Source organism: Amycolatopsis sp. Hca4 (assembly GCF_013364075.1).
In the GTDB taxonomy this organism is placed as follows: Bacteria; Actinomycetota; Actinomycetes; order Mycobacteriales; family Pseudonocardiaceae; genus Amycolatopsis.
This window is the reverse complement of sequence record NZ_CP054925.1, coordinates 5,390,707-5,408,547: the sequence shown is the minus strand read 5'-3', so window position 1 is coordinate 5,408,547 and position 17,841 is coordinate 5,390,707. Positions and strand designations below refer to the sequence as shown.

Here is a 17,841-nt window from a genome sequence, read left to right as displayed (position 1 = left end):
CTGACGACGATCGGGCAGCGTTCCCGGGCGGTTCCGGCATCCGGCGGAATTCCCGCGGGGCGTTCGATAGGTTGGGTGCGCACACCTTGCGCGGTGGCCGCCATCGTCGAGTGTTGAATGAGGGGTCCTTCGATGAGCACGCTGCAGTTCAAGAAGTCGCCGCGGCTGGCGGCACCGCGCCCACCCGGCGGCGAGGTGCACCTCGAGCCGCCGCCCGAGGTGCCGCGCGTCATCCCCGGCAACATCGTCATGAAGGCGCTTCCGGTCGTCATGATCGTCGCGTCGCTCGGGATGATGGTCTTCATGTTCCAGGCCTCCAACCGGAACCCGATGATGATGGCCATGGGCGGCATGATGGTCGTCGGGACGCTCGGGATGATGGCCGGTGGTGGCGGCAAGGGCGGCGGTGCCAAGCGCGCCGAGATGGACGAGGACCGCAAGGACTACCTGCGTTACCTGGGCCAGATGCGCGACCGCGCCCGCGAGGCGATGGTCGACCAGCGCGCCGCGCTGGAATGGGTGCACCCGGACCCGCAGTCGCTGTGGTCGCTGGCCGCGAGCCGCCGGATGTGGGAGCGCCGCCAGAACGACCAGGACTTCCTGCACCTGCGCGTCGGGCGCAGCTCGCACCGCCTCGCCACGCGGCTGGTCCCGCCCCAGACCGGGCCCGTCGACGAGCTGGAGCCGATCGCCACCCTCGCGCTGCGCCGGTTCGTGCGCGCGCACTCGATCGTGCCGGACCTGCCGACCCAGATCACCCTCCGCGGCTTCGCCGCGGTCAGCATGCAGGGCGACCGCGCGCTGACCCGCGGCCTCACCCGCGCGGTGCTCGCGCAGCTGGTCACCTTCCACAGCCCCGACGACGTGCTGATCGCGGTCGCCACCGCGGGCCGGGCGAAGGAGGAGTGGGAGTGGGCGAAGTGGCTGCCGCACGTGCAGCACCCCACGCTGTCCGACGGCATCGGCCAGCTCCGCATGATGGCCGGTTCGCTCGCCCAGATCGAGGACTGGCTCGACGAAGAACTGCGTGACCGCCAGCGGTTCTCCCGCAACGCCACCCCGGCGCCGGACCAGCCGCACGTCGTGATCATCATCGACGACGCCGAGGTCACCCGCGAAGAGCAGATCGTGCTGGAGGAGGGTCTGGTCGGCGTCACGCTGGTCGACCTGTCCGACTCCCTCGGCAACCTCGCCGCCCGCCGCGGCCTCCGGCTGGTCGTCGAGGCCGACAGGCTGGGTGCGCGCAGTGCCGGCGGCGTCGAGTGGTTCGGCCGCCCGGACACGCTGAGCCTGGTCGAGACCGAGTCGCTGGCGCGGCTGATCTCGCCGTACCGGGTCGGCGGTGCCGCGGGCCAGGACGTCGGCGACGAAGAGCCGCTGCTGTCCAACCCGTCGCTGCTGGAGCTGCTCGGTATCCCGGGTGACCCGATGACGTTCGACGTGCAGCAGGCGTGGCGGCCGCGGCCGATCCGTGACCGCTACCGCGTCCCGTTCGGCGTCGGCGAGTACGGCCAGCCGGTGGAGCTGGACATCAAGGAAGCCGCCGCGGAAGGCATGGGCCCGCACGGGCTGTGCATCGGCGCGACCGGTTCCGGCAAGTCGGAGTTCCTCCGCACGCTGGTGCTGGGCCTGCTGGCGACGCACTCCTCGTCGACGCTCAACTTCGTCCTCGTCGACTTCAAGGGTGGTGCGACGTTCCTCGGCCTGGACAAGGCCCCGCACGTCTCCGCGGTCATCACCAACCTCGCGGACGAGGTCACCCTGGTCGACCGCATGAAGGACGCGCTGGCCGGGGAGATGAACCGGCGGCAGGAAGCGCTGAAGAACGGCGGCAACTTCAAGAACGTCTGGGAGTACGAGAAAGCGCGGGAAAACGGCGCGGACCTCGACCCGCTGCCCGCCCTGTTCATCGTCTGCGACGAGTTCTCCGAGCTGCTGAGCGCGAAGCCGGACTTCATCGACCTGTTCGTCGCGATCGGCCGGCTGGGCCGGTCGCTGCAGATGCACATGCTGCTGGCTTCGCAGCGCCTCGAAGAAGGCAAGCTGCGCGGTCTCGACTCGCACCTGTCGTACCGGATCGGCCTCAAGACGTTCTCGGCGGCGGAGTCGCGCGCCGCGATCGGCGTGCCGGACGCGTTCGAGCTGCCGTCGGTCCCCGGTGGCGGGTACCTGAAGTTCGACACCTCGACGCTGGTGCGGTTCAAGGCGTCCTACGTCTCCGGTCCGTACCGGCCGGCCGGGTTGAAGGCGGCCGGTCCGGCGGCGACCGTGGTCCGCGCGGACAAGCGGCCGCAGCTGTTCGTCCCGGACTTCGTGGAGCTGCCGAAGGAGCCGGAGCCGCAGCTGATCGAGGCGCCGGTGCAAGAGCAGCGGCAGTCGGAGGAGGCGGTCGAGCCCAGCGAGCTGGACGTCATCGTCTCGCGCCTGGTCGGGCAGGGCCCGCCGGCGCACGAGGTGTGGCTGCCGCCGCTGAAGGACCCGAACTCCCTCGACACGCTGCTGCCGAACCTGAACCCGACCGACGACCGCGGCCTGTCCCCGGTGGGCTACTTCGGCAACGGGCGGCTGCAGGTGCCGCTGGGCATCATCGACCGGCCGTACGAGCAGCGCCGCGACCCGCTGTGGGCGGACTTCTCCGGCGCGTCCGGGCACGGCGTGATCGTCGGCGGCCCGCAGACCGGCAAGTCGACCATGCTGCGCACGCTGATCATGTCGATGGCGCTGACCCACACCCCGGAGGAGGCGCAGTTCTACTGCCTCGACCTCGGTGGTGGCACCCTGGCCGGTCTGGCGGACCTGCCGCACGTCGGTGGCGTGGCGGTGGCCCGGCGCGAGCCGGACAAGGCGCGGCGGATCGTGGCCGAGCTGACCACCCTGCTCACCGAGCGGGAAGGCCGGTTCGGGGCGATGGGCATCGACTCGATGACCGAGTTCCGCAACCGCAAGCGCCGCGGGGAGATCCGCCCGGAGCAGGACCCGTTCGGGGACGCGTTCCTGGTGGTGGACAACTGGCGGGCGCTGCGGGACGACTTCGAAGAGCTCGAGACCACGATCACCCGGCTGGCCACGCAGGGTCTGTCCTACGGCGTGCACGTGATCATCGCGGCGAACCGGTGGGCCGACATCCGCCCGGCGATCAAGGACATGCTGGGCACCCGGTTCGAGCTGCGCCTGGGTGACCCGACCGAGTCCGACATCGACCGGCGGGTGGCGGTGAACGTCCCGGCCGGGCGGCCGGGCCGCGGCCTGACCCGGGAGAAGCTGCACATGCTCGGCGGGCTCCCGCGGATCGACGGCTCCAGCGACCCGGAGACGGTCGCGGCCGGCGTGGCGGACGCGGTGGCGAAGATCAAGGGTGCCTGGCGCGGGCGCCCGGCGCCGCAGGTGCGGCTGCTGCCGGAGCTGATCACCTACGAAGAGGTGCTCAAGCTCGACTCCGCGCGGGATTCGAAGCTGATCCCGATCGGGGTCAACGAGGAGGACCTGCAGCCGATCTACCTCGACTTCAACGCCGAGCCGCACTTCTACGCCTTCGCCGACGGCGAATCGGGGAAGACGAACCTGCTGCGGCAGATCGCCCGGGGCATCTCGGAGCGCTACTCGGCCAAGGAAGCGCTGATCCTGCTGGTCGACTACCGGCGCACGATGCTCGGGTTCATCCAGGGCGACTCGCTGCTGGGGTACGCGGTGTCGGCCGCGCAGCTGGACAGCATGGTCGGCGACGTCTTCAACTCGATGACCCGGCGCCTGCCGGGTCCGGACGTCACGCAGGAGCAGCTGAAGACCCGCTCGTGGTGGAAGGGCCCGGAGCTGTTCATCCTGGTCGACGACTACGACCTGGTGGCCACCTCGACCAACAACCCGCTGCGGAAGATCTCCGACTTCCTGCCCCAGGCCAAGGACGTCGGCCTGCACCTGGTGGTCGTGCGGCGCACCGGTGGCGCGTCCAAGGCGATGTACGACCCGGTCATCGGCAAGCTCAAGGAAATCGCCGCGCCGGGCATGGTGATGAACGGCTCCCGCGACGAAGGCGCCCTGGTCGGCAACATCAAGCCGTCCGCGATGCCGCCGGGCCGGGGCAACCTGCTCACCCGCAAGAGCGGCAAGCAGCTCATCCAGGTCTCGTGGATCAACCCCGACTAGGCACGGCGGCGGGGCGCGCCACGGCGGAGGGTAGGTTCCTCCCCGAGCGCGCGTCCCGCCGGCCGCGCGCGGGGGAGCACGAACACAACTGCGGGAGCTGCTGGTGACGGTCCGGGTTGCGGTGGACTTCGGGACATCGAGCACCTGCGTCGTCGCCTCGGTGAACGGGCGCGAGCCGCAGGTCGTGGTGATCGACGGCCAGCCGCTGATGTCTTCGGCGGTCTTCGCCGCGGCGGACGGCACGCTGTTCGTCGGCCAGGAGGCTGAGCGGCAGGCGGCCGTCGACCCGTCGCGGTACGAGCCGAACCCGAAGCGGCGGATCGACGAAGGCGAGCTGCTGCTCGGCGACAGCGTCCTGCGCGTCACCGACGTCGTGCACGCCGTGCTGGGCCGGGCGGTCTCCGAAGCCCGCCGGCTGGCCGGTGACGCCGAGGTCGACCTGCTCGTGCTGACCCACCCGGCGGACTGGGGCGCGATCCGCACCCGGTTGCTGCGGCAGGCCGCGGGCGGGCTGGCGCGCGAGGTCGCGCTGGTACCGGAGCCGGTCGCGGCGGCGGTCTACCACGCGGCGACGTTCGCGCCGCAGGACGTGACCAACGACCGCACCGTCGAGTTCAGCGGCCGCCCCGGCGACGCGCTCGCGGTGCTGGACCTCGGCGGCGGCACGGTCGACGTCAGCGTGGTGCGGCGGCTGCCGCCGGACACCGCGCGGGACCGGGCCGGCCGTCCGCAGCGCGGCGGCTTCCAGGTGCTCGCCACCCGGGGCGACCCCGGCTTCGGCGGCGCGGACATCGACCAGGCGTTGCTGGAGCACGTCGGCTCGCTCGTCGCGGGCGCGGACCCCGACGCGTGGCGCCAGCTCGTCGAAGGCCGCGAGCTCACCGACCGGCGCCGCCGCCGCGTGCTGCGCCAGGACGTGCGGGGCGCGAAGGAGACGTTGTCGCGGCACGCCTACACCGACGTGCCGATGCCGCCGCCGTTCGCGGACGCGCACGTCACCCGCGAAGACCTCGAGCGGCTGATCGCGGCCCCGCTGGGCCGGGCCGTCGAGCTGACGGTCGCCGCGATCGGTGACGCCGGCCTCCGGCCGAAGCAGCTCACGGCGATCTTCCTGGTCGGCGGGTCGAGCCGGATCCCGATGATCTCGCGGCTGGTGCACGAGCGCACCGGCGTCGTGCCGACGAGCCTCGACCAGCCCGAGACGGTCGTTGCCCGCGGCGCGCTGCGGGCGGTCCTGGTGGACCCGGACCGCACCGGCGCGCTGCCCGGCGAGGCGATGGCCCGGCTCGGTGCGGCCCCGGGTGGCGCACTCGGTCCGGCGGCGCAGCGCACGGAGGTCGTCCGCCCGGGCGACGTCGCGCCCCGCCCCGCGCCGCAGCGCCCGGCACCGGGTGGTTTCCCGAACCGGACGGCGTCACCACCCCCGTCACCGCCGGGCGGCCAGCCGGTGGCCCGGCCGTGGTCGCCGCCGTCCGGCCCGCCCGGGCGGCCGAACCCGCAGGGCCCGGCCACCGGGCCGCGGCCCGCGCCCGAACCCGAGAAGAAGAACCGCCGGAAGCTGTGGGGTGTCGTCGGGGTCGCGGTGGCCGTGGTGGCCGCGCTCGTCGTCGCCGGGATCTTCGTGTTCAAGGACTCCGGGAGCCAGGCGGAGAGCGGCCGGACGCTCTCCCAGTACGACTTCCGGTTCGTCGCCCCGGAGGACTGGGTCCAGACCGACGACCGGGTCGCCGAGAAGCAGGTCGTGATCCACCCGCAGGAGTCCCGGGACGGCAACGACCTCGTGGTCGCGCAGGAATACGTGATGGACTACGACGCGACCGCGGACCCGCAGAAGCTCGTCGACGAGCTCCGGCGCCTCGCCGAAAGCCGGCCGGACCGCTGGAGCGCGTACAACCCGAGCCTGTCCTACGCCGGCAAGACGGTGATCGGGTACCACGAGAGCAAGCCGGACCGGCCCGATCTCCAGGTCGACTGGTACGTCGTGGCGAAGGGCCGGATCCGCGTCCACGTCGGCTGCCAGTACGCCACGGCCCCGCTGCGGGACCGGGTCGCCGCCGCCTGCGCGCAGGCCGTGCGCACGGTGGAAATCCTCAACTGAGAGGAGGGCACGCGGTGCCGTCCGAAGAATTCGAGAGCGCCGCGGCGTCCTTCAAGCGCATCGGCCAGGACGCGGTGACGTACGCGCGTCGCGTCGCCGGGGACGCGAAGGCGCGCAACCAGCGGCACCACAGCGAAAACGTCGACCTCCTGAAACGCAGCGGCCGCGGCGCGAAGTCCGGCGATCCGACCCCCGGTACGCTGCGCGCGGCCGCCGAACGGTTCCGCCGGGCACGGGGGCTCGCGGTTCCCGCGGTTCCCGATCCGGTTCCTTCGCGTTCGCAGCCTGCCGCCCGAGCCCCTCGAACGGGTGACGACGACGAAGACTTTTCCCAGATGCGAATCATGCAGCGCGATCAGTGAAACCGCGGCAGCGGTTGCTGTGCGCGTGCTAATCCCGCTGGTGGGGGACACGTTTTCGGGTGATGCGCCACCGGTTCGGGCCGTGGCCGGGATACGCGCGGCGATCGGTTCCCCCGGCGGGCGTTAACGCAAGCAACTACTTCGGGGCAAACCACGACAAGGGGGAACCGGACATGGCAATGTCTGCGTCGTAGGGCCGTACGAACGAACAAGCTTGGTTGCGGCCAACCATCACACTTCAGAAGGGGGCCGGTATGAGCGGGCCTGGTTTTGCAGGGACAGTCCAGCAGTTCACCGATTCCGAGGCTCGGGTGACCGAGGTCCGGGCGCAGATGGACACCAACCTCGCGACGCTGCGCGACCGCATCGAGGCCACCCGCGCCGGCTGGCAGGGTGAGGCGAAGCAGGCGTTCGCGAACGTGATGCACCGCTTCGACGAGGACGCCCGCGGCATGGCGCAGGCCCTGCAGCGCATCGGTGAGCTCCTCAAGGAAGCCGGTTCGAAGTACGAGCGTTCCGAGCAGCAGCAGCAGGAGATCCTGCGCGCCGTGAACGCGGGCTTCGACAAGCTCGGCTGATTTCCCTTCCACCCACACACTTTCTCTCACAAAGGAGCGCACCATGCCTGATGGCGCCGGAATTGTCGTTGATTACGCCACCATCCGCGCGGCGGCGGACGACTGCACGCAGACCGGTGGCGAGCTGCAGGCCGCCTTCGACCGGCTGAAGGACGACCTCAAGCCGCTGGTCACCACCTGGACCGGTTCCGCGAAGGAGCAGTACGACGCTGCCCAGCGCACCTGGGACCAGAAGTTCGAGGACCTGAAGCAGGTTCTCGCGCAGATCGCGGCCGTGCTGCCGGAGATCGCCGACGGTTACCAGCAGACGGACAGCGCCGTCGAAGGCCTGTTCTGAGCCGGTAGCCCCGGAAACCACGGCGGGCCCGCACTCCGGTGCGGGGCCCGCCGTTTTCTGTTTCCGGCCAAGGGGAATCGGCGCTCGCGGGATGGGTTCGCGCCCCGGGGGAGGGAAGGGCGCGCCCGCGCCGCGGTGGTTTCGTTCGGCGGCAGGCGCGAGCGGGGTGGTCTTCCGGGCGGCTCGCCGCGGCGGTTTCGTTCGGCGGCAGGCGAAAGCGGAGTGGTTTCCCGGCAGAGCCCCGAGCCATCCACGCCGGGGCTGCTCAGCCGCTGCCGGGGCTCAGTGCGGGGCGCCGACCTCGTACTCGGGCCGGTCGTTGAGCACCCGGACCGTCACCTTCTTCTGCTGCCCGCCGATGGTCACCGTGCAGTCGAACGTCGTGCCGTTCTGCGCGGCCTCGTTCGCCGGGCACTGCGCGTTCTTCACGTCCGGCTCGCCGTAGTTCTCGTTCAGGACCTTCACCACACCGTCCTGAAGGGACTGTTGCTCCAGCACGTCCCCGCGGAACGCCCCCAGCAGCCACGCCGCGCCGCCGCCGAGAGCCAGCACGAGCACCGCGGCCAGCGCGATCAACAGCGGCTTCTTCGACTTCGGCTTCTTCGCCGGCTCGGCCGGGAACGCCCCCAGACCGCCGTACTGCGAAGGCTGGAACCCGCCGCCGTACTGCGGCTGCCCGTGGCTCGGAGCCGGCGTCGGCTGGGACGGCGGCTGCCACGGCCCGCTCTGCTGCCCGGGCTGCCACGGCCCGGAGAACGAGCCCGACGGCGGCCCCTGCTGCTGCCACGCGCCGGTGTAGGAGCCGGTGCCCGGGTCGTGCTGCTGCTGCCACTGCCCGGCGTGCGGGCCGGTCGCCTGCTGCTCGGGCTGCCACGCGCCGGGCTGCGGTGCGGGCCCGGCGGCGGGCGGCTGCCACCACTGCTGCGGCTGCTGCGGGTCGGGCGGCTGGGTCATCGGAGATCACCTCGGGTCGTGGTCACGCTTCAGCTGCCCTGGGCTTCGCCGAGACGCTGGTAGAAGGCGTCCATCGCCGCCCGGTCGGGCAGCACCGTGATCTGGCTCGCGTCCGGCAGCTTCGGCATGTCCTGCAGGCTCGCCTTGCCGGTGAACCGGAACTCGTACTTGAGCTCGAGCTGGTGGCCGTCGCCGGCGAACTTGGCCTCCATCACGAAGGAGGCGAGGCTGCCGTCCGGGTTCAGCGTGATCGTGGCCGGGACGGCGGCCTTCTTCAGCTCGGGTCCGACCTGGCCGGTGATGCTCGGCGGCAGGATCTCGACCTTGTTCTCGACGAAGATCCCGAACGGCACGTTCACCGTCAGCGCGGTCTTGCCGTCGCCGAGGCTCTTCGCCCCGCGGACGGCCCGCTTGTCGGCCTTGTAGGCCTCGACGGTCGAGTCGGCCATCCGGCACGGCGTCAGCACCCCGCCCCAGGCGCACGGCAGCACCAGCCCGCCCTCCGGCTTCGGCATCGACACCCACGCCGTCGGCGAGACGCCCTTCTGCACGTACATCGGGCCGAGGTAGGTGTACTCGACCGCGCCCTCGGCCGGCGTGTACGTGTCGATGATCTCGTCCGGGTTCTTCTGCGACCGGTGCCGCACCGCGCGGCTCTCCGGGCTGCCGGTGCGCGCCGACGTCACGGTGCTGTGGATCCACTTGTCGTCGAACTTGAAGTAGGCGTCCAGCGAGTTGGTGACGTCGCGCGTGTCGGTGATGGCGTCGCCGAGCTTGCCGATCACCTGCTCGAACTTGGCGCCGACGTAGTCCGCCGCGTCGTCGCCCTTCGGCAGCGCGGTGCCGGCCTTGGCCTGGCCGCACGCGCTGACCAGGGCCAGCAGGGCGCCAAGGACGAAGATCGCCGTCGGTCGTTTGCTCATGCCGTCCCCTGCTCGCCTGGTGCCGCCCGGATGGCCCCATCCTCGCCCGCCGAGGCGGCGCGTGCAGGCGCTTCGGCGGGAAAATCCGGTAGAGTCCCGGCTGCGCCAGGGCCGCTCGGAGCCTAGTATGGGCGCTTCCACCACCCCCGATGCGCGGGTGCGGTGACGGTGGGGGTATCTTCATATGTCGTTGTGCGCTGCGGCGCGTAAGCGCTAGGCCCGCACAGAACCCACACGCAATGTTGACGACGAGGTAGACCCTTGCCCACGTACAGCCCCAAGCCCGGCGACGTCACTCGTGCCTGGCACGTGATCGACGCCGAGGATGTCGTGCTCGGACGGCTGGCGACCGAGGTCGCCACGCTGCTGCGCGGCAAGCACAAGCCGACCTACGCCCCGCACGTGGACACCGGTGACTTCGTCATCATCGTCAACGCCGAGAAGGTCGCGCTCACCGGAAACAAGCGCGAGCAGAAGTTCGCGTACCGGCACAGCGGTTACCCGGGCGGTCTGCGGAAGCGCTCGTTCGGCGAGCTGCTGGACTCCAAGCCCGAGCACCTTGTCGAGAAGGTCGTCAAGGGCATGCTGCCGAAGAACAAGCTCGGCCGCGCCCAGGCGAAGAAGCTGAAGGTGTACGCCGGCCCGCAGCACCCGCACGCCGCGCAGCAGCCGCAGGCGCGCGAGATCACCAAGATCGCGCAGGTCGCGCAGTGAGTGAGGAACAGTCTGTGACCAGCACCGAGACCCCCGAGGTCGTCGAGGCCGCTGAAGTGTCCGAGGCGACCGAGACCGGCGCCGTCGCGACCAGCGAGACCCCCGCCGCGCCGCGTCCGTCGCGTGCCGCCGGCGGCAACGCGCAGACCGTCGGCCGCCGCAAGGAAGCCGTCGTCCGCGTGCGGGTCGTCCCGGGCACCGGTGAGTTCAAGCTCAACGGCCGCACCCTCGAGGAGTACTTCCCGAACAAGGTGCACCAGCAGCTCATCCGCGAGCCGCTGGTCACGGTCGAGAAGCCGGACTCGTTCGACATCTTCGCCAACCTCAAGGGCGGCGGCGTTTCGGGTCAGGCCGGCGCGCTGCGCCTGGCGATCGCCCGTGCGCTCGTCGAGGTCGACGCCGACGACCGCCCGGCCCTCAAGAAGGCCGGCTTCCTGACCCGTGACGCGCGCGCCACGGAGCGGAAGAAGTACGGCCTCAAGAAGGCCCGCAAGGCCCCGCAGTACAGCAAGCGCTGATCGCGCCCTCAGGCGCAACCCACCGGAGCGCCCATCCGTCCATCGGATGGGCGCTCCGGCGTTTTTCGGGACCCGGCGGTTCTGCCGGTCGTTGTGTCGTTTCCGCGGGCCGGAGCGACACTCAAGGGGTGGGGGAAGGCGGTCCGTCAGGGTCGCTAGGTTGTCGTGGTCATTCCACAAGGAGGTCGATCGATGGCACGCCTGTTCGGGACCGACGGGGTCCGTGGCCTGGCCAACGCCGAGCTGACGCCGGAGCTGGCGCTGGCGCTGGCGGCCAGCGCCGCCCGCGTGCTGGCCGCGCACGACCGCTCGCACCGGCCGGTCGCGGTCGTCGGCCGTGACCCGCGCGCCAGCGGCGAGATGCTGGAAGCCGCGGTCGTGGCGGGCCTCACCTCCGCCGGCGCCGACGTGCGCCGCGTCGGGGTGCTGCCGACGCCGGCCGTCGCCTACCTGGTCGGCGCGCTCGAGGCCGACCTGGGCGTGATGATCTCCGCGTCGCACAACCCGATGCCCGACAACGGCATCAAGCTCTTCGCCGCGGGCGGGCACAAGCTCCCCGACGGCATCGAGGACGAGATCGAGGCCGGCCTCGCGGACGGCAAGGTCCGCCCGACGGGCGCCGGCGTGGGCCGCGTCACCGACGTCGAAGACGCCCTCGACCGCTACGCCGCCCACCTGGTCGACGCGACGCCGCACCCACTTGCCGGGCTGAAGGTCGTCGTCGACTGCGCGAACGGGGCGTCGTCGGCCGCCGCGCCCGAGATCTACCGCCGGGCGGGTGCCGAGGTCGTCGCGCTGTTCGCCGACCCGGACGGCGTCAACATCAACGAGCACTGCGGCTCGAACCACCCGGAGAAGCTGCGCAAGGCCGTCGTCGAGCACGGCGCGGACCTCGGCATCGCCCACGACGGCGACGCCGACCGCTGCGTGGCCGTCGACTCCGCCGGCGAGCTGGTGGACGGCGACCAGATCATGGCGGTCCTGGCGCTGGCCCTGGCCGAGACCGGCGAGCTGACCAAGGACACGCTGGTCGCGACGGTGATGAGCAACCTCGGCCTGCACCTGGCCATGAAGGCCCACGACATCACCGTGGTGACCACCGCGGTCGGCGACCGCTACGTGCTGGAGGAGCTGCGCGCGAGCGGCTTCGCGCTCGGCGGCGAGCAGTCCGGCCACGTGGTGCTGCCGGCCCACGCCACGACCGGCGACGGCCTGCTGACGGCGCTGCGCCTGATGAGCCGCATGGCGGAGACGGGCAAGTCCCTCGCCGACCTGGCGGCCGTGATGAACCGCCTGCCCCAGGTCCTGGTGAACGTCCCGGTAGCGGACAAGGCGGCGGTCGCCCAGTCCGCCGAGGTCCGCGACGCGATCGGAGCGGTCGAGGCCGAGCTGGGCGAGGAGGGCCGCGTGTTGCTGCGCCCGTCGGGCACCGAGCAGCTGGTCCGCGTGATGGTCGAGGCCCCGGCCCAGTCCACGGCCCAGGCCGCGGCCGACCGCCTGGCCGGCGTGGTTTCAGCCGTCTCCTGACGCGAGGGTGACCACGGCCCGCTCCGGGCCGTGGAACACCGGGTGGGTCTTCCAGCGGACTTCGCCGACCCGGCAGCCGACGGCAAGGACTTTCGCCAAAGCGGCGAGTGCGATCTCACCCTCGGCCACCGCCACCCCCGAGCCGGGGCAAGCGTGCCGTCCCAGGCCGAACGGCAGGCCGTCGGCGAGGGAGATCGCCACCGGGCCGTCCGGGCCGAAGCGCAGCACGTACCGGGCCGGGCAGATCGCCGTCACCAGCTCGCGCACGGTCCGCGGCCCCGAAGTCGCGAGTTGGAGCCCCGCGCCGGCCAGGAAGTTCAGGGAGTTCTCGTACGCCGCGTGGGCTAGCACCACCGGTGTGAACATCAGCTCGTCCTCGTCGAGCCGGCCGGCCGCGTGCGCCTCCCGCAGCGCTGTCAGGCCGCCCGGCCCGGCCGGGGTCCGGCTCAGCTGGACCGCGAGCCGGAACGCCGACGCCTGCCCGGCCCGGTCGACGCCGCCGAAGACGTCGAGGTTCGCCGTCGTGGCCTCGAGGTGGTCCAGGAAGACGTCGTCGAGCGGAACGCCCAGCAGCGCCGACGTCACCGCCCCCGCCACCGGCCGCGCGAAGCCGCGCACCAGGTCGAACGACGTTCCCAGCCCGGTCACCGTCGTCTCGATCGACGTCCGCAGGTCGGCCGGGACCGGCTCCAGGCCGGCGATGATCTCCCGCAGCACCGCGCGCAGGCGGGTGTGGTCTTCGCCGTCCCGCAGCAGCACGCTGGGCGAGCCGCCACCCGGATCCGACGTCAGCTCCGCCGACCGCAGGGCACGGGCGCACGCGTCGCGGCCGGTGACCACCCCGATGCCGTGCCGTTCGAACTCGTCCATCGCTTCGACACGGTAGGGCAGGATGGGGCCGTGCCGCCCGCAGCCGTCCCGGAAGACGTCCTGGCCACGCCGTTCACGGACCACCTGCTCCGCAACGCCGCCGTCGACCGGCCCGCGTTCACCTGCCGCACCTTCCCCGGACCCACCGACCACACGCTGACCTGGCCGCAGCTGCTGGGCCGGGTCCGCGGGGTCGCCCGCGAGCTGCGGCGTGTCACCCGTCCGGGCGACCGGGTGGCGATCGTCGCCCGGCAGGACCTCGGGTACGTCACCGCCTTCCTCGGGACGCTCTACGCCGGGCGCGTCGCGGTGCCGCTGCCGGTCCCGTCCGGCCGCACCGGCCGCGCCCGGATCGACGCGGCCTTCGCCGACGCCACCCCGGCGGCCTGCCTGACTTCGAAGGCCTTCCTGGACAAGGTCCCGCCGGTCGCCGCCCTCGCGGTCGAGGAGATCGAGCCCGACGCCGCCGAGCCGCCCGCGAAGGTGGCGATGACCGACCCGGCGTACCTGCAGTACACGTCCGGCTCGACGCGCCGCCCCGCCGGCGCGGTGATCTCGCACCGCGCGCTGGTGGCCGCCTGCTGGCAGACCACGCGCTGCTACCACGCCGACGCCGGCACGCCGCTGGCCGGCTGGGTGCCGTTCTTCCACGACATGGGCCTGGTCCTGCTCATCGGCACGCCCGTCTTCCTCGGCTCGCGGTCGGTCTTCTTCACGCCGATGGAGTTCGTGCGCGACCCGCTGCGCTGGATCCGCCTGCTGGCCGAACTCCCCGGGGTCGTCACCGCCGCGCCGAACTTCGCCTTCGACCTGGCGGCCGAAGCGGCGGGGGAGCTCGAAGCCGTCGACCTCTCGCGAGTGAACGCGGTCCTCAACGGCAGCGAGCCGGTCCGCGCGGCCACCGTCGAGGCGTTCGAGCGGGCCTTCGCCCCCTTCGGGCTGCCGCGCGCGGCCCAGAAGCCGTGCTACGGCCTGGCCGAGGCCACGGTGTTCGTGACGAGCGCGGGCGACGAAGGGCCGACGATCACCGAGTTCGACGGCGAGCCGCGGGTGTCTGTCGGGCGGCCGTACGGCCAGCGCCTCCGCATTGTCGACAAAGAGATCCAGGTGTCCGGGCCCAACGTCGCCGACGGTTACTGGGGCCGGGACGACGTGCTCGCCCCGGACGGCTGGCTGCGCACCGGCGACCTCGGCTTCGTCCACGACGGCGAGCTCTACGTCACCGGACGGCTCAAGGACCTGATCATCGTCGACGGCCGCAACCACCACCCGCAGGACATCGAAGCCACCGTCGAGGCCGCGCACCCGGGCATCCGGCGCGTGGCCGCGTTCGCCGTGAGGGACGGCCACGGCGAAGGCGTCGCGGTGGTGGCCGGGTGCCTCACCCCGGACGAGTCGGTCGAGACGGCCGTGCGGCGGGCCGTCTCCGCGGCCCACGACCTGCCGCTGCGGGCGCTGTGGCTGGTGCGGCCGGGCGAGGTGCCGCGCACCTCCAGCGGCAAGGTGTCCCGCACCGCCGCCCGCGAACGCTGGTGGGGCGAGAATGACCGGCATGGCTGACCCGGGCACCTACGTCGACGAGATCCGCCGGATCATCTGCTTCACGCTGCAGATCCCGCCCGAGCGGCTCACCGACACGACCCCGTTCGACGACCTCGGCCTGACGTCCCGCCAGCGGATCCAGCTGCTGTCGAGGGTCGAGGTGACCTACGGCGTCTCGGTCGACATCGACGAGCTTGACCGGCTGGTGGACGTCCGCGGCGTCGCCGAGGTGATCTCCGAGGCGGTCGCGGCGCAGCACGCGGGCGGCTGACTCCCGGGCGGGTGCAGTTCGCGGAAGCCCAGGTGAGCCGCCCGGGCGGACGCTAGACTTCTGTGTGCATCTGCGACGGCACCGAATGGTGTCCGGGCGCGTCACAGTCCCGGAAACACTGGGGACCTGTGGGATCGAAGGGGGCAGCGACCATGCCGGACGGCTACGAAGCGAGTTCGGAGGCGATGACACGGGCGCAGATCCGCCTGGCGGACGTCGCCGACGACCCGGCGAGCGAAGCGAAGAAGGTCGCGCCGACCGAAATCGTCGCCGCGGACTTCGGTCGCGTGCACCAGGAGAGCTTCGGCAAGTACAAGGCCGGGATGGACGAGATCGGCGCGGGCATGACCGGGCTGTCGAACGCCCTGCTGAACCTGGGCAGCGGGATCGGGACGGCCGGTGCCAAGTACACCGCGCAGGAAGCGAACGCCGGCGCGTCGGCGAACCAGGCCGGGGGTAACCGCTGATGGCCGAATGGGCTGAGATCAAGAAGGTCCTCGATGATCCGAACGTGTCCATGGACACGAAGACGAAGCTCATGGAGGAGTACGACCGCAACACCTTCAACTTCAACGACGAAGAAGAAGAGTACGCGAAGAAGTACATCGAAAACTATTCCGACGGCGGCGGCGGTTACGACGTCTTCGACTCGAACGACACCGACGAAATCGTCTCCGAGGCGAAGCAGGAGTCGGCGGCCAAGAACCAGGAACACCAGCGCCAGACCGCCGAGCGCGACCAGGCGAAGAAGAACCTCGACGGCATCGCCGCGCCGACGCTGGGGGCCGGCGCGAAGAGTTCCGACGAACAGCTCGACCAGGGCAACGTCGCGGTCGACATGCTCGCGAAGTGGACCGACGAGGTCTGGAACCAGATCAAGGGCGGCGAGAGCGAGAAGAAGAACTCGCAGACCGACCTCAAGGACAAGTTCCACGAGAACCGCGGGATCCAGTACCAGAAGTTCCTCGGCGACGCCGACGACCTGAGCAAGGCGCACAAGGTCGTCGAGGACACCCTCACCAAGAGCGACACCGAGCTGCAGACCCTCTTCGGCGAGTGGAAGGGCAAGGGCGCCACCGCCGCGGAGATCAAGTACGACGAGACGGTCAAGCCGCACGCCAAGGAGCTGTCGCAGCAGATCGAAGGGGCGGCGAAGCTGATCCCCGAGACCGTCTCGCAGGTCTACACCGCGGTCAAGAAGAAGGTCGACGAGGTCCTGCAGCTGCACCGCCCGGTGATCGCCGAGGCCGACATCCCGATGGCCAAGGACGTCCTCAAGATCGCCAACGGCGACACCGAGGAGTTCGACGACTTCATGAAGGTCGCCGGCTGGATCGACGCCGTCAACGCGAAGAACGGCAACCCGTCGAACCTCGCCGAGCGCCTGCAGAACGACGACTGCGGCTTCAACGACGAAAACAAGGAATACGGCCGGAACGTCTGCCGCTACTGGCGTGACGGGGCTTTCTCGACCGAGTACAAGAGCCTGATCACGGCGTTCGACGGGTCCTGCAAGGCCGCCAAGGAAACCATCGACCAGCAGTTCGGCGCGCTGGCGCGGTACATGGACGGTTACCGCAACCAGCTGACCGAGGCCAAGAACAGCGGCAACACGGGCAATACCGGGAACACCGGCAACACGGGGAACACCGGCAATACCGGGAACACGGGGAACACCGGCAGCACCGGCACCGGCAGCACCGGCAGCACCGGCAGCACCGGGAGTTCGGGCAGCACCGGCAGCGGCGCCACGACGCCGTCGGCGGTCGAGCCCCCGAAGGCCGAGGAGCCCCCGAAGCCCGAAGAGGGCAAGAACCCGATCACCGGCAAGCCCCTGGAGGTCGACCCGTCGACCGGCGAGCCGTACCCGATCGACCCGAAGACCGGCGAAGCCATCAAGGACTTGGACGACACGGATACGGTGTCGGTCAAGAAGGGCGACAACACGATCACGATGTCCGAGCCCGACAAGGAGGGCAAGCAGGACATCTCCGTGGACGACGGCCACGGCCACAAGAAGGACTACCACCTCGACTGGGGTGACGACGACAAGGCCGAGGCGGGCAAGGACGGCGCCGGCAAGGACGGCGACAAGGCGTCCTTCGGCCCCCAGGGCAGCCAGCCCGCGGTCAAGGACGGCCAGCCGTCGGCCGACGGCTCGTACAAGCCGGGCCCGGACGGCAAGATCCACATCCAGGACGGCAACCTCAAGATCACCGCGGAGCGGCCGGAGGGCCCGGACGGCCCGACGATCGTCACGGTCGACGACGGCAAGGGCGAGCCGACCACCTACACGCTGGACGAGAAGGACGACCCCAAGGCGGGCGACCTCAAGGCGGACGGCCTCAAGGCCGACGTCAAGCCGGTGGCCGACGGCGCCGAGATCCGGCACGACGCGAACGCCGAGTCCCCGCTGACGAAGGACCCCGCGCCGCCCAACCCCGACCCCGGCTTCACGCGCAGCGAAGGGGCCTCGGGCGTCGGAGGGTTCACCGCGCCCGGTGGCTTCGAGGGCGACCTCGGCGGCGGGGGCAGCGTCGCGGCCGAGCCCGCGGTGGCGACGGCCGACGCCGGTGCCTCGGCGGACGCGACCACGACGGCGGGCGCGAGCAACTTCGGCTCGGCCGTCACCGGGAGCGGGTCGCCGGACTTCGCCGGTGCGGTCTCGCTCGACCCGGGTGTCCAGACGGGCAGCGACGCCTCGCTGCCGATGTCCGACGGCGGCGGTGGGCTCGGCGCGACCCCGGTCGACCCCGGTGTGCACCAGGCCGCGGCGAGCTCGTCGGGCATGAGCGGGATGTCCGGGATGGGCGGCATGGGGATGATGGGCGGCATGGGCGGCGCGCCCAGTGGCGGCGGCGACCAGCAGCGCGGGCCCAGCCAGTACCGCGTCGAAGGCGGCGTGTTCGAAACCAGCGGCGCGAAGGGCCGGATCAGCGGCTCGCTCGACGACGAGGGTGACCGTTCCATCCGGTACGACCGGTGACGAGGGCCGAGGAGGGCC

General features: G+C 71.4%; 15 protein-coding genes. 12 read left to right on the top strand and 3 right to left on the bottom strand.

Going from position 1 to position 17,841, the window contains the following annotated elements; genetic code table 11:
- Positions 1-132 precede the first annotated feature (132 nt).
- The 5 genes from eccCa to HUT10_RS23740 all read left to right on the top strand — a co-directional run bounded on the left by eccCa (position 133) and on the right by HUT10_RS23740 (position 7,518).
- Positions 133-4,143 carry a type VII secretion protein EccCa gene (eccCa, locus tag HUT10_RS23760; protein ID WP_176173255.1) on the top strand — a complete coding sequence of 1,337 codons (4,011 nt, stop codon included), beginning with the start codon at positions 133-135 and terminating at the stop codon, positions 4,141-4,143.
- 103 nt (positions 4,144-4,246) lie between these two features.
- Positions 4,247-6,241 (top strand): type VII secretion-associated protein, encoded by a 1,995-nt coding sequence (locus tag HUT10_RS23755; RefSeq protein WP_176173254.1) that lies wholly within the window; start codon positions 4,247-4,249, stop codon positions 6,239-6,241.
- A 14-nt stretch (positions 6,242-6,255) separates the two neighbouring features.
- Positions 6,256-6,603: a hypothetical protein gene (locus tag HUT10_RS23750; protein WP_176173253.1), complete on the top strand. Its 348-nt coding sequence runs from the start codon at positions 6,256-6,258 to the stop codon at positions 6,601-6,603.
- 254 nt (positions 6,604-6,857) lie between these two features.
- Positions 6,858-7,181 (top strand): WXG100 family type VII secretion target, encoded by a 324-nt coding sequence (locus HUT10_RS23745; RefSeq protein ID WP_176173252.1) that lies wholly within the window; start codon positions 6,858-6,860, stop codon positions 7,179-7,181.
- A 43-nt stretch (positions 7,182-7,224) separates the two neighbouring features.
- The gene (locus HUT10_RS23740; RefSeq protein WP_176173251.1) at positions 7,225-7,518 is read left to right on the top strand and encodes a WXG100 family type VII secretion target; all 294 of its coding nucleotides are present in this window, start codon (positions 7,225-7,227) and stop codon (positions 7,516-7,518) included.
- A 282-nt stretch (positions 7,519-7,800) separates the two neighbouring features.
- Here the strand turns inward: HUT10_RS23740 and HUT10_RS23735 are convergent, their stop codons facing one another.
- Positions 7,801-8,472, bottom strand: coding sequence for a DUF4333 domain-containing protein (locus HUT10_RS23735; RefSeq protein ID WP_176173250.1), 672 nt, complete (start codon positions 8,470-8,472; stop codon positions 7,801-7,803).
- Positions 8,473-8,501: 29 nt separating this feature from the next.
- Entirely contained in the window at positions 8,502-9,395 is an 894-nt protein-coding gene (locus HUT10_RS23730) for a hypothetical protein (protein ID WP_176173249.1), read from the bottom strand.
- Positions 9,396-9,656: 261 nt separating this feature from the next.
- On the opposite strand from HUT10_RS23730, the gene rplM reads away from it, so the two are divergent.
- The 3 genes from rplM (at position 9,657) to glmM (ending at position 12,154) form a co-directional block, all read left to right on the top strand.
- Positions 9,657-10,109 (top strand): 50S ribosomal protein L13, encoded by a 453-nt coding sequence (gene rplM / locus HUT10_RS23725; RefSeq protein WP_176173248.1) that lies wholly within the window; start codon positions 9,657-9,659, stop codon positions 10,107-10,109.
- A 56-nt stretch (positions 10,110-10,165) separates the two neighbouring features.
- A complete protein-coding gene (gene rpsI, locus HUT10_RS23720; protein WP_176177967.1) occupies positions 10,166-10,627 on the top strand; it encodes a 30S ribosomal protein S9 in 462 nt (153 codons plus the stop codon).
- Between the two features lie 192 nt (positions 10,628-10,819).
- Positions 10,820-12,154, top strand: a complete 1,335-nt coding sequence (glmM, locus tag HUT10_RS23715; protein WP_176173247.1) for a phosphoglucosamine mutase — start codon at positions 10,820-10,822, stop codon at positions 12,152-12,154.
- Here glmM and HUT10_RS23710 read toward each other — a convergent pair.
- Positions 12,140-13,024: a cytochrome P450 gene (locus HUT10_RS23710; protein ID WP_176173246.1), complete on the bottom strand. Its 885-nt coding sequence runs from the start codon at positions 13,022-13,024 to the stop codon at positions 12,140-12,142. The two genes, glmM and HUT10_RS23710, sit on opposite strands and share 15 nt — an antisense overlap.
- A gap of 30 nt (positions 13,025-13,054) precedes the next feature.
- Between HUT10_RS23710 and HUT10_RS23705 the strand changes: the two genes are divergently transcribed.
- The 4 genes from HUT10_RS23705 to HUT10_RS23690 all read left to right on the top strand — a co-directional run bounded on the left by HUT10_RS23705 (position 13,055) and on the right by HUT10_RS23690 (position 17,823).
- Positions 13,055-14,584, top strand: coding sequence for a fatty acyl-AMP ligase (locus tag HUT10_RS23705; protein WP_176173245.1), 1,530 nt, complete (start codon positions 13,055-13,057; stop codon positions 14,582-14,584).
- Entirely contained in the window at positions 14,577-14,837 is a 261-nt protein-coding gene (locus HUT10_RS23700; RefSeq protein ID WP_176173244.1) for an acyl carrier protein, read from the top strand. The genes HUT10_RS23705 and HUT10_RS23700 overlap by 8 nt, the downstream gene beginning before the upstream one ends.
- Before the next feature lie 152 nt (positions 14,838-14,989).
- On the top strand, positions 14,990-15,304 hold the full coding sequence (locus tag HUT10_RS23695) for a hypothetical protein (protein WP_254897002.1): 315 nt from the start codon (positions 14,990-14,992) through the stop codon (positions 15,302-15,304).
- Positions 15,304-17,823 (top strand): WXG100 family type VII secretion target, encoded by a 2,520-nt coding sequence (locus HUT10_RS23690; protein ID WP_176173243.1) that lies wholly within the window; start codon positions 15,304-15,306, stop codon positions 17,821-17,823. Before HUT10_RS23695 ends, HUT10_RS23690 begins: the two co-directional genes overlap by 1 nt.
- Positions 17,824-17,841: the final 18 nt, after the last annotated feature.

What these genes read in the sequence shown, in the direction of transcription:
- eccCa (WP_176173255.1), top strand. Translation starts at nt 133, where the DNA reads ATGAGCACGCTGCAGTTCAAGAAGTCGCCGCGGCTGGCGGCACCGCGC.
- HUT10_RS23745 (WP_176173252.1), top strand. Translation starts at nt 6,858, where the DNA reads ATGAGCGGGCCTGGTTTTGCAGGGACAGTCCAGCAGTTCACCGATTCC.
- HUT10_RS23740 (WP_176173251.1), top strand. Translation starts at nt 7,225, where the DNA reads ATGCCTGATGGCGCCGGAATTGTCGTTGATTACGCCACCATCCGCGCG.
- HUT10_RS23735 (WP_176173250.1), bottom strand. Translation starts at nt 8,472, where the DNA reads ATGACCCAGCCGCCCGACCCGCAGCAGCCGCAGCAGTGGTGGCAGCCG.
- HUT10_RS23730 (WP_176173249.1), bottom strand. Translation starts at nt 9,395, where the DNA reads ATGAGCAAACGACCGACGGCGATCTTCGTCCTTGGCGCCCTGCTGGCC.
- glmM (WP_176173247.1), top strand. Translation starts at nt 10,820, where the DNA reads ATGGCACGCCTGTTCGGGACCGACGGGGTCCGTGGCCTGGCCAACGCC.
- HUT10_RS23710 (WP_176173246.1), bottom strand. Translation starts at nt 13,024, where the DNA reads ATGGACGAGTTCGAACGGCACGGCATCGGGGTGGTCACCGGCCGCGAC.
- HUT10_RS23700 (WP_176173244.1), top strand. Translation starts at nt 14,577, where the DNA reads ATGGCTGACCCGGGCACCTACGTCGACGAGATCCGCCGGATCATCTGC.
- HUT10_RS23695 (WP_254897002.1), top strand. Translation starts at nt 14,990, where the DNA reads ATGCCGGACGGCTACGAAGCGAGTTCGGAGGCGATGACACGGGCGCAG.
- HUT10_RS23690 (WP_176173243.1), top strand. Translation starts at nt 15,304, where the DNA reads ATGGCCGAATGGGCTGAGATCAAGAAGGTCCTCGATGATCCGAACGTG.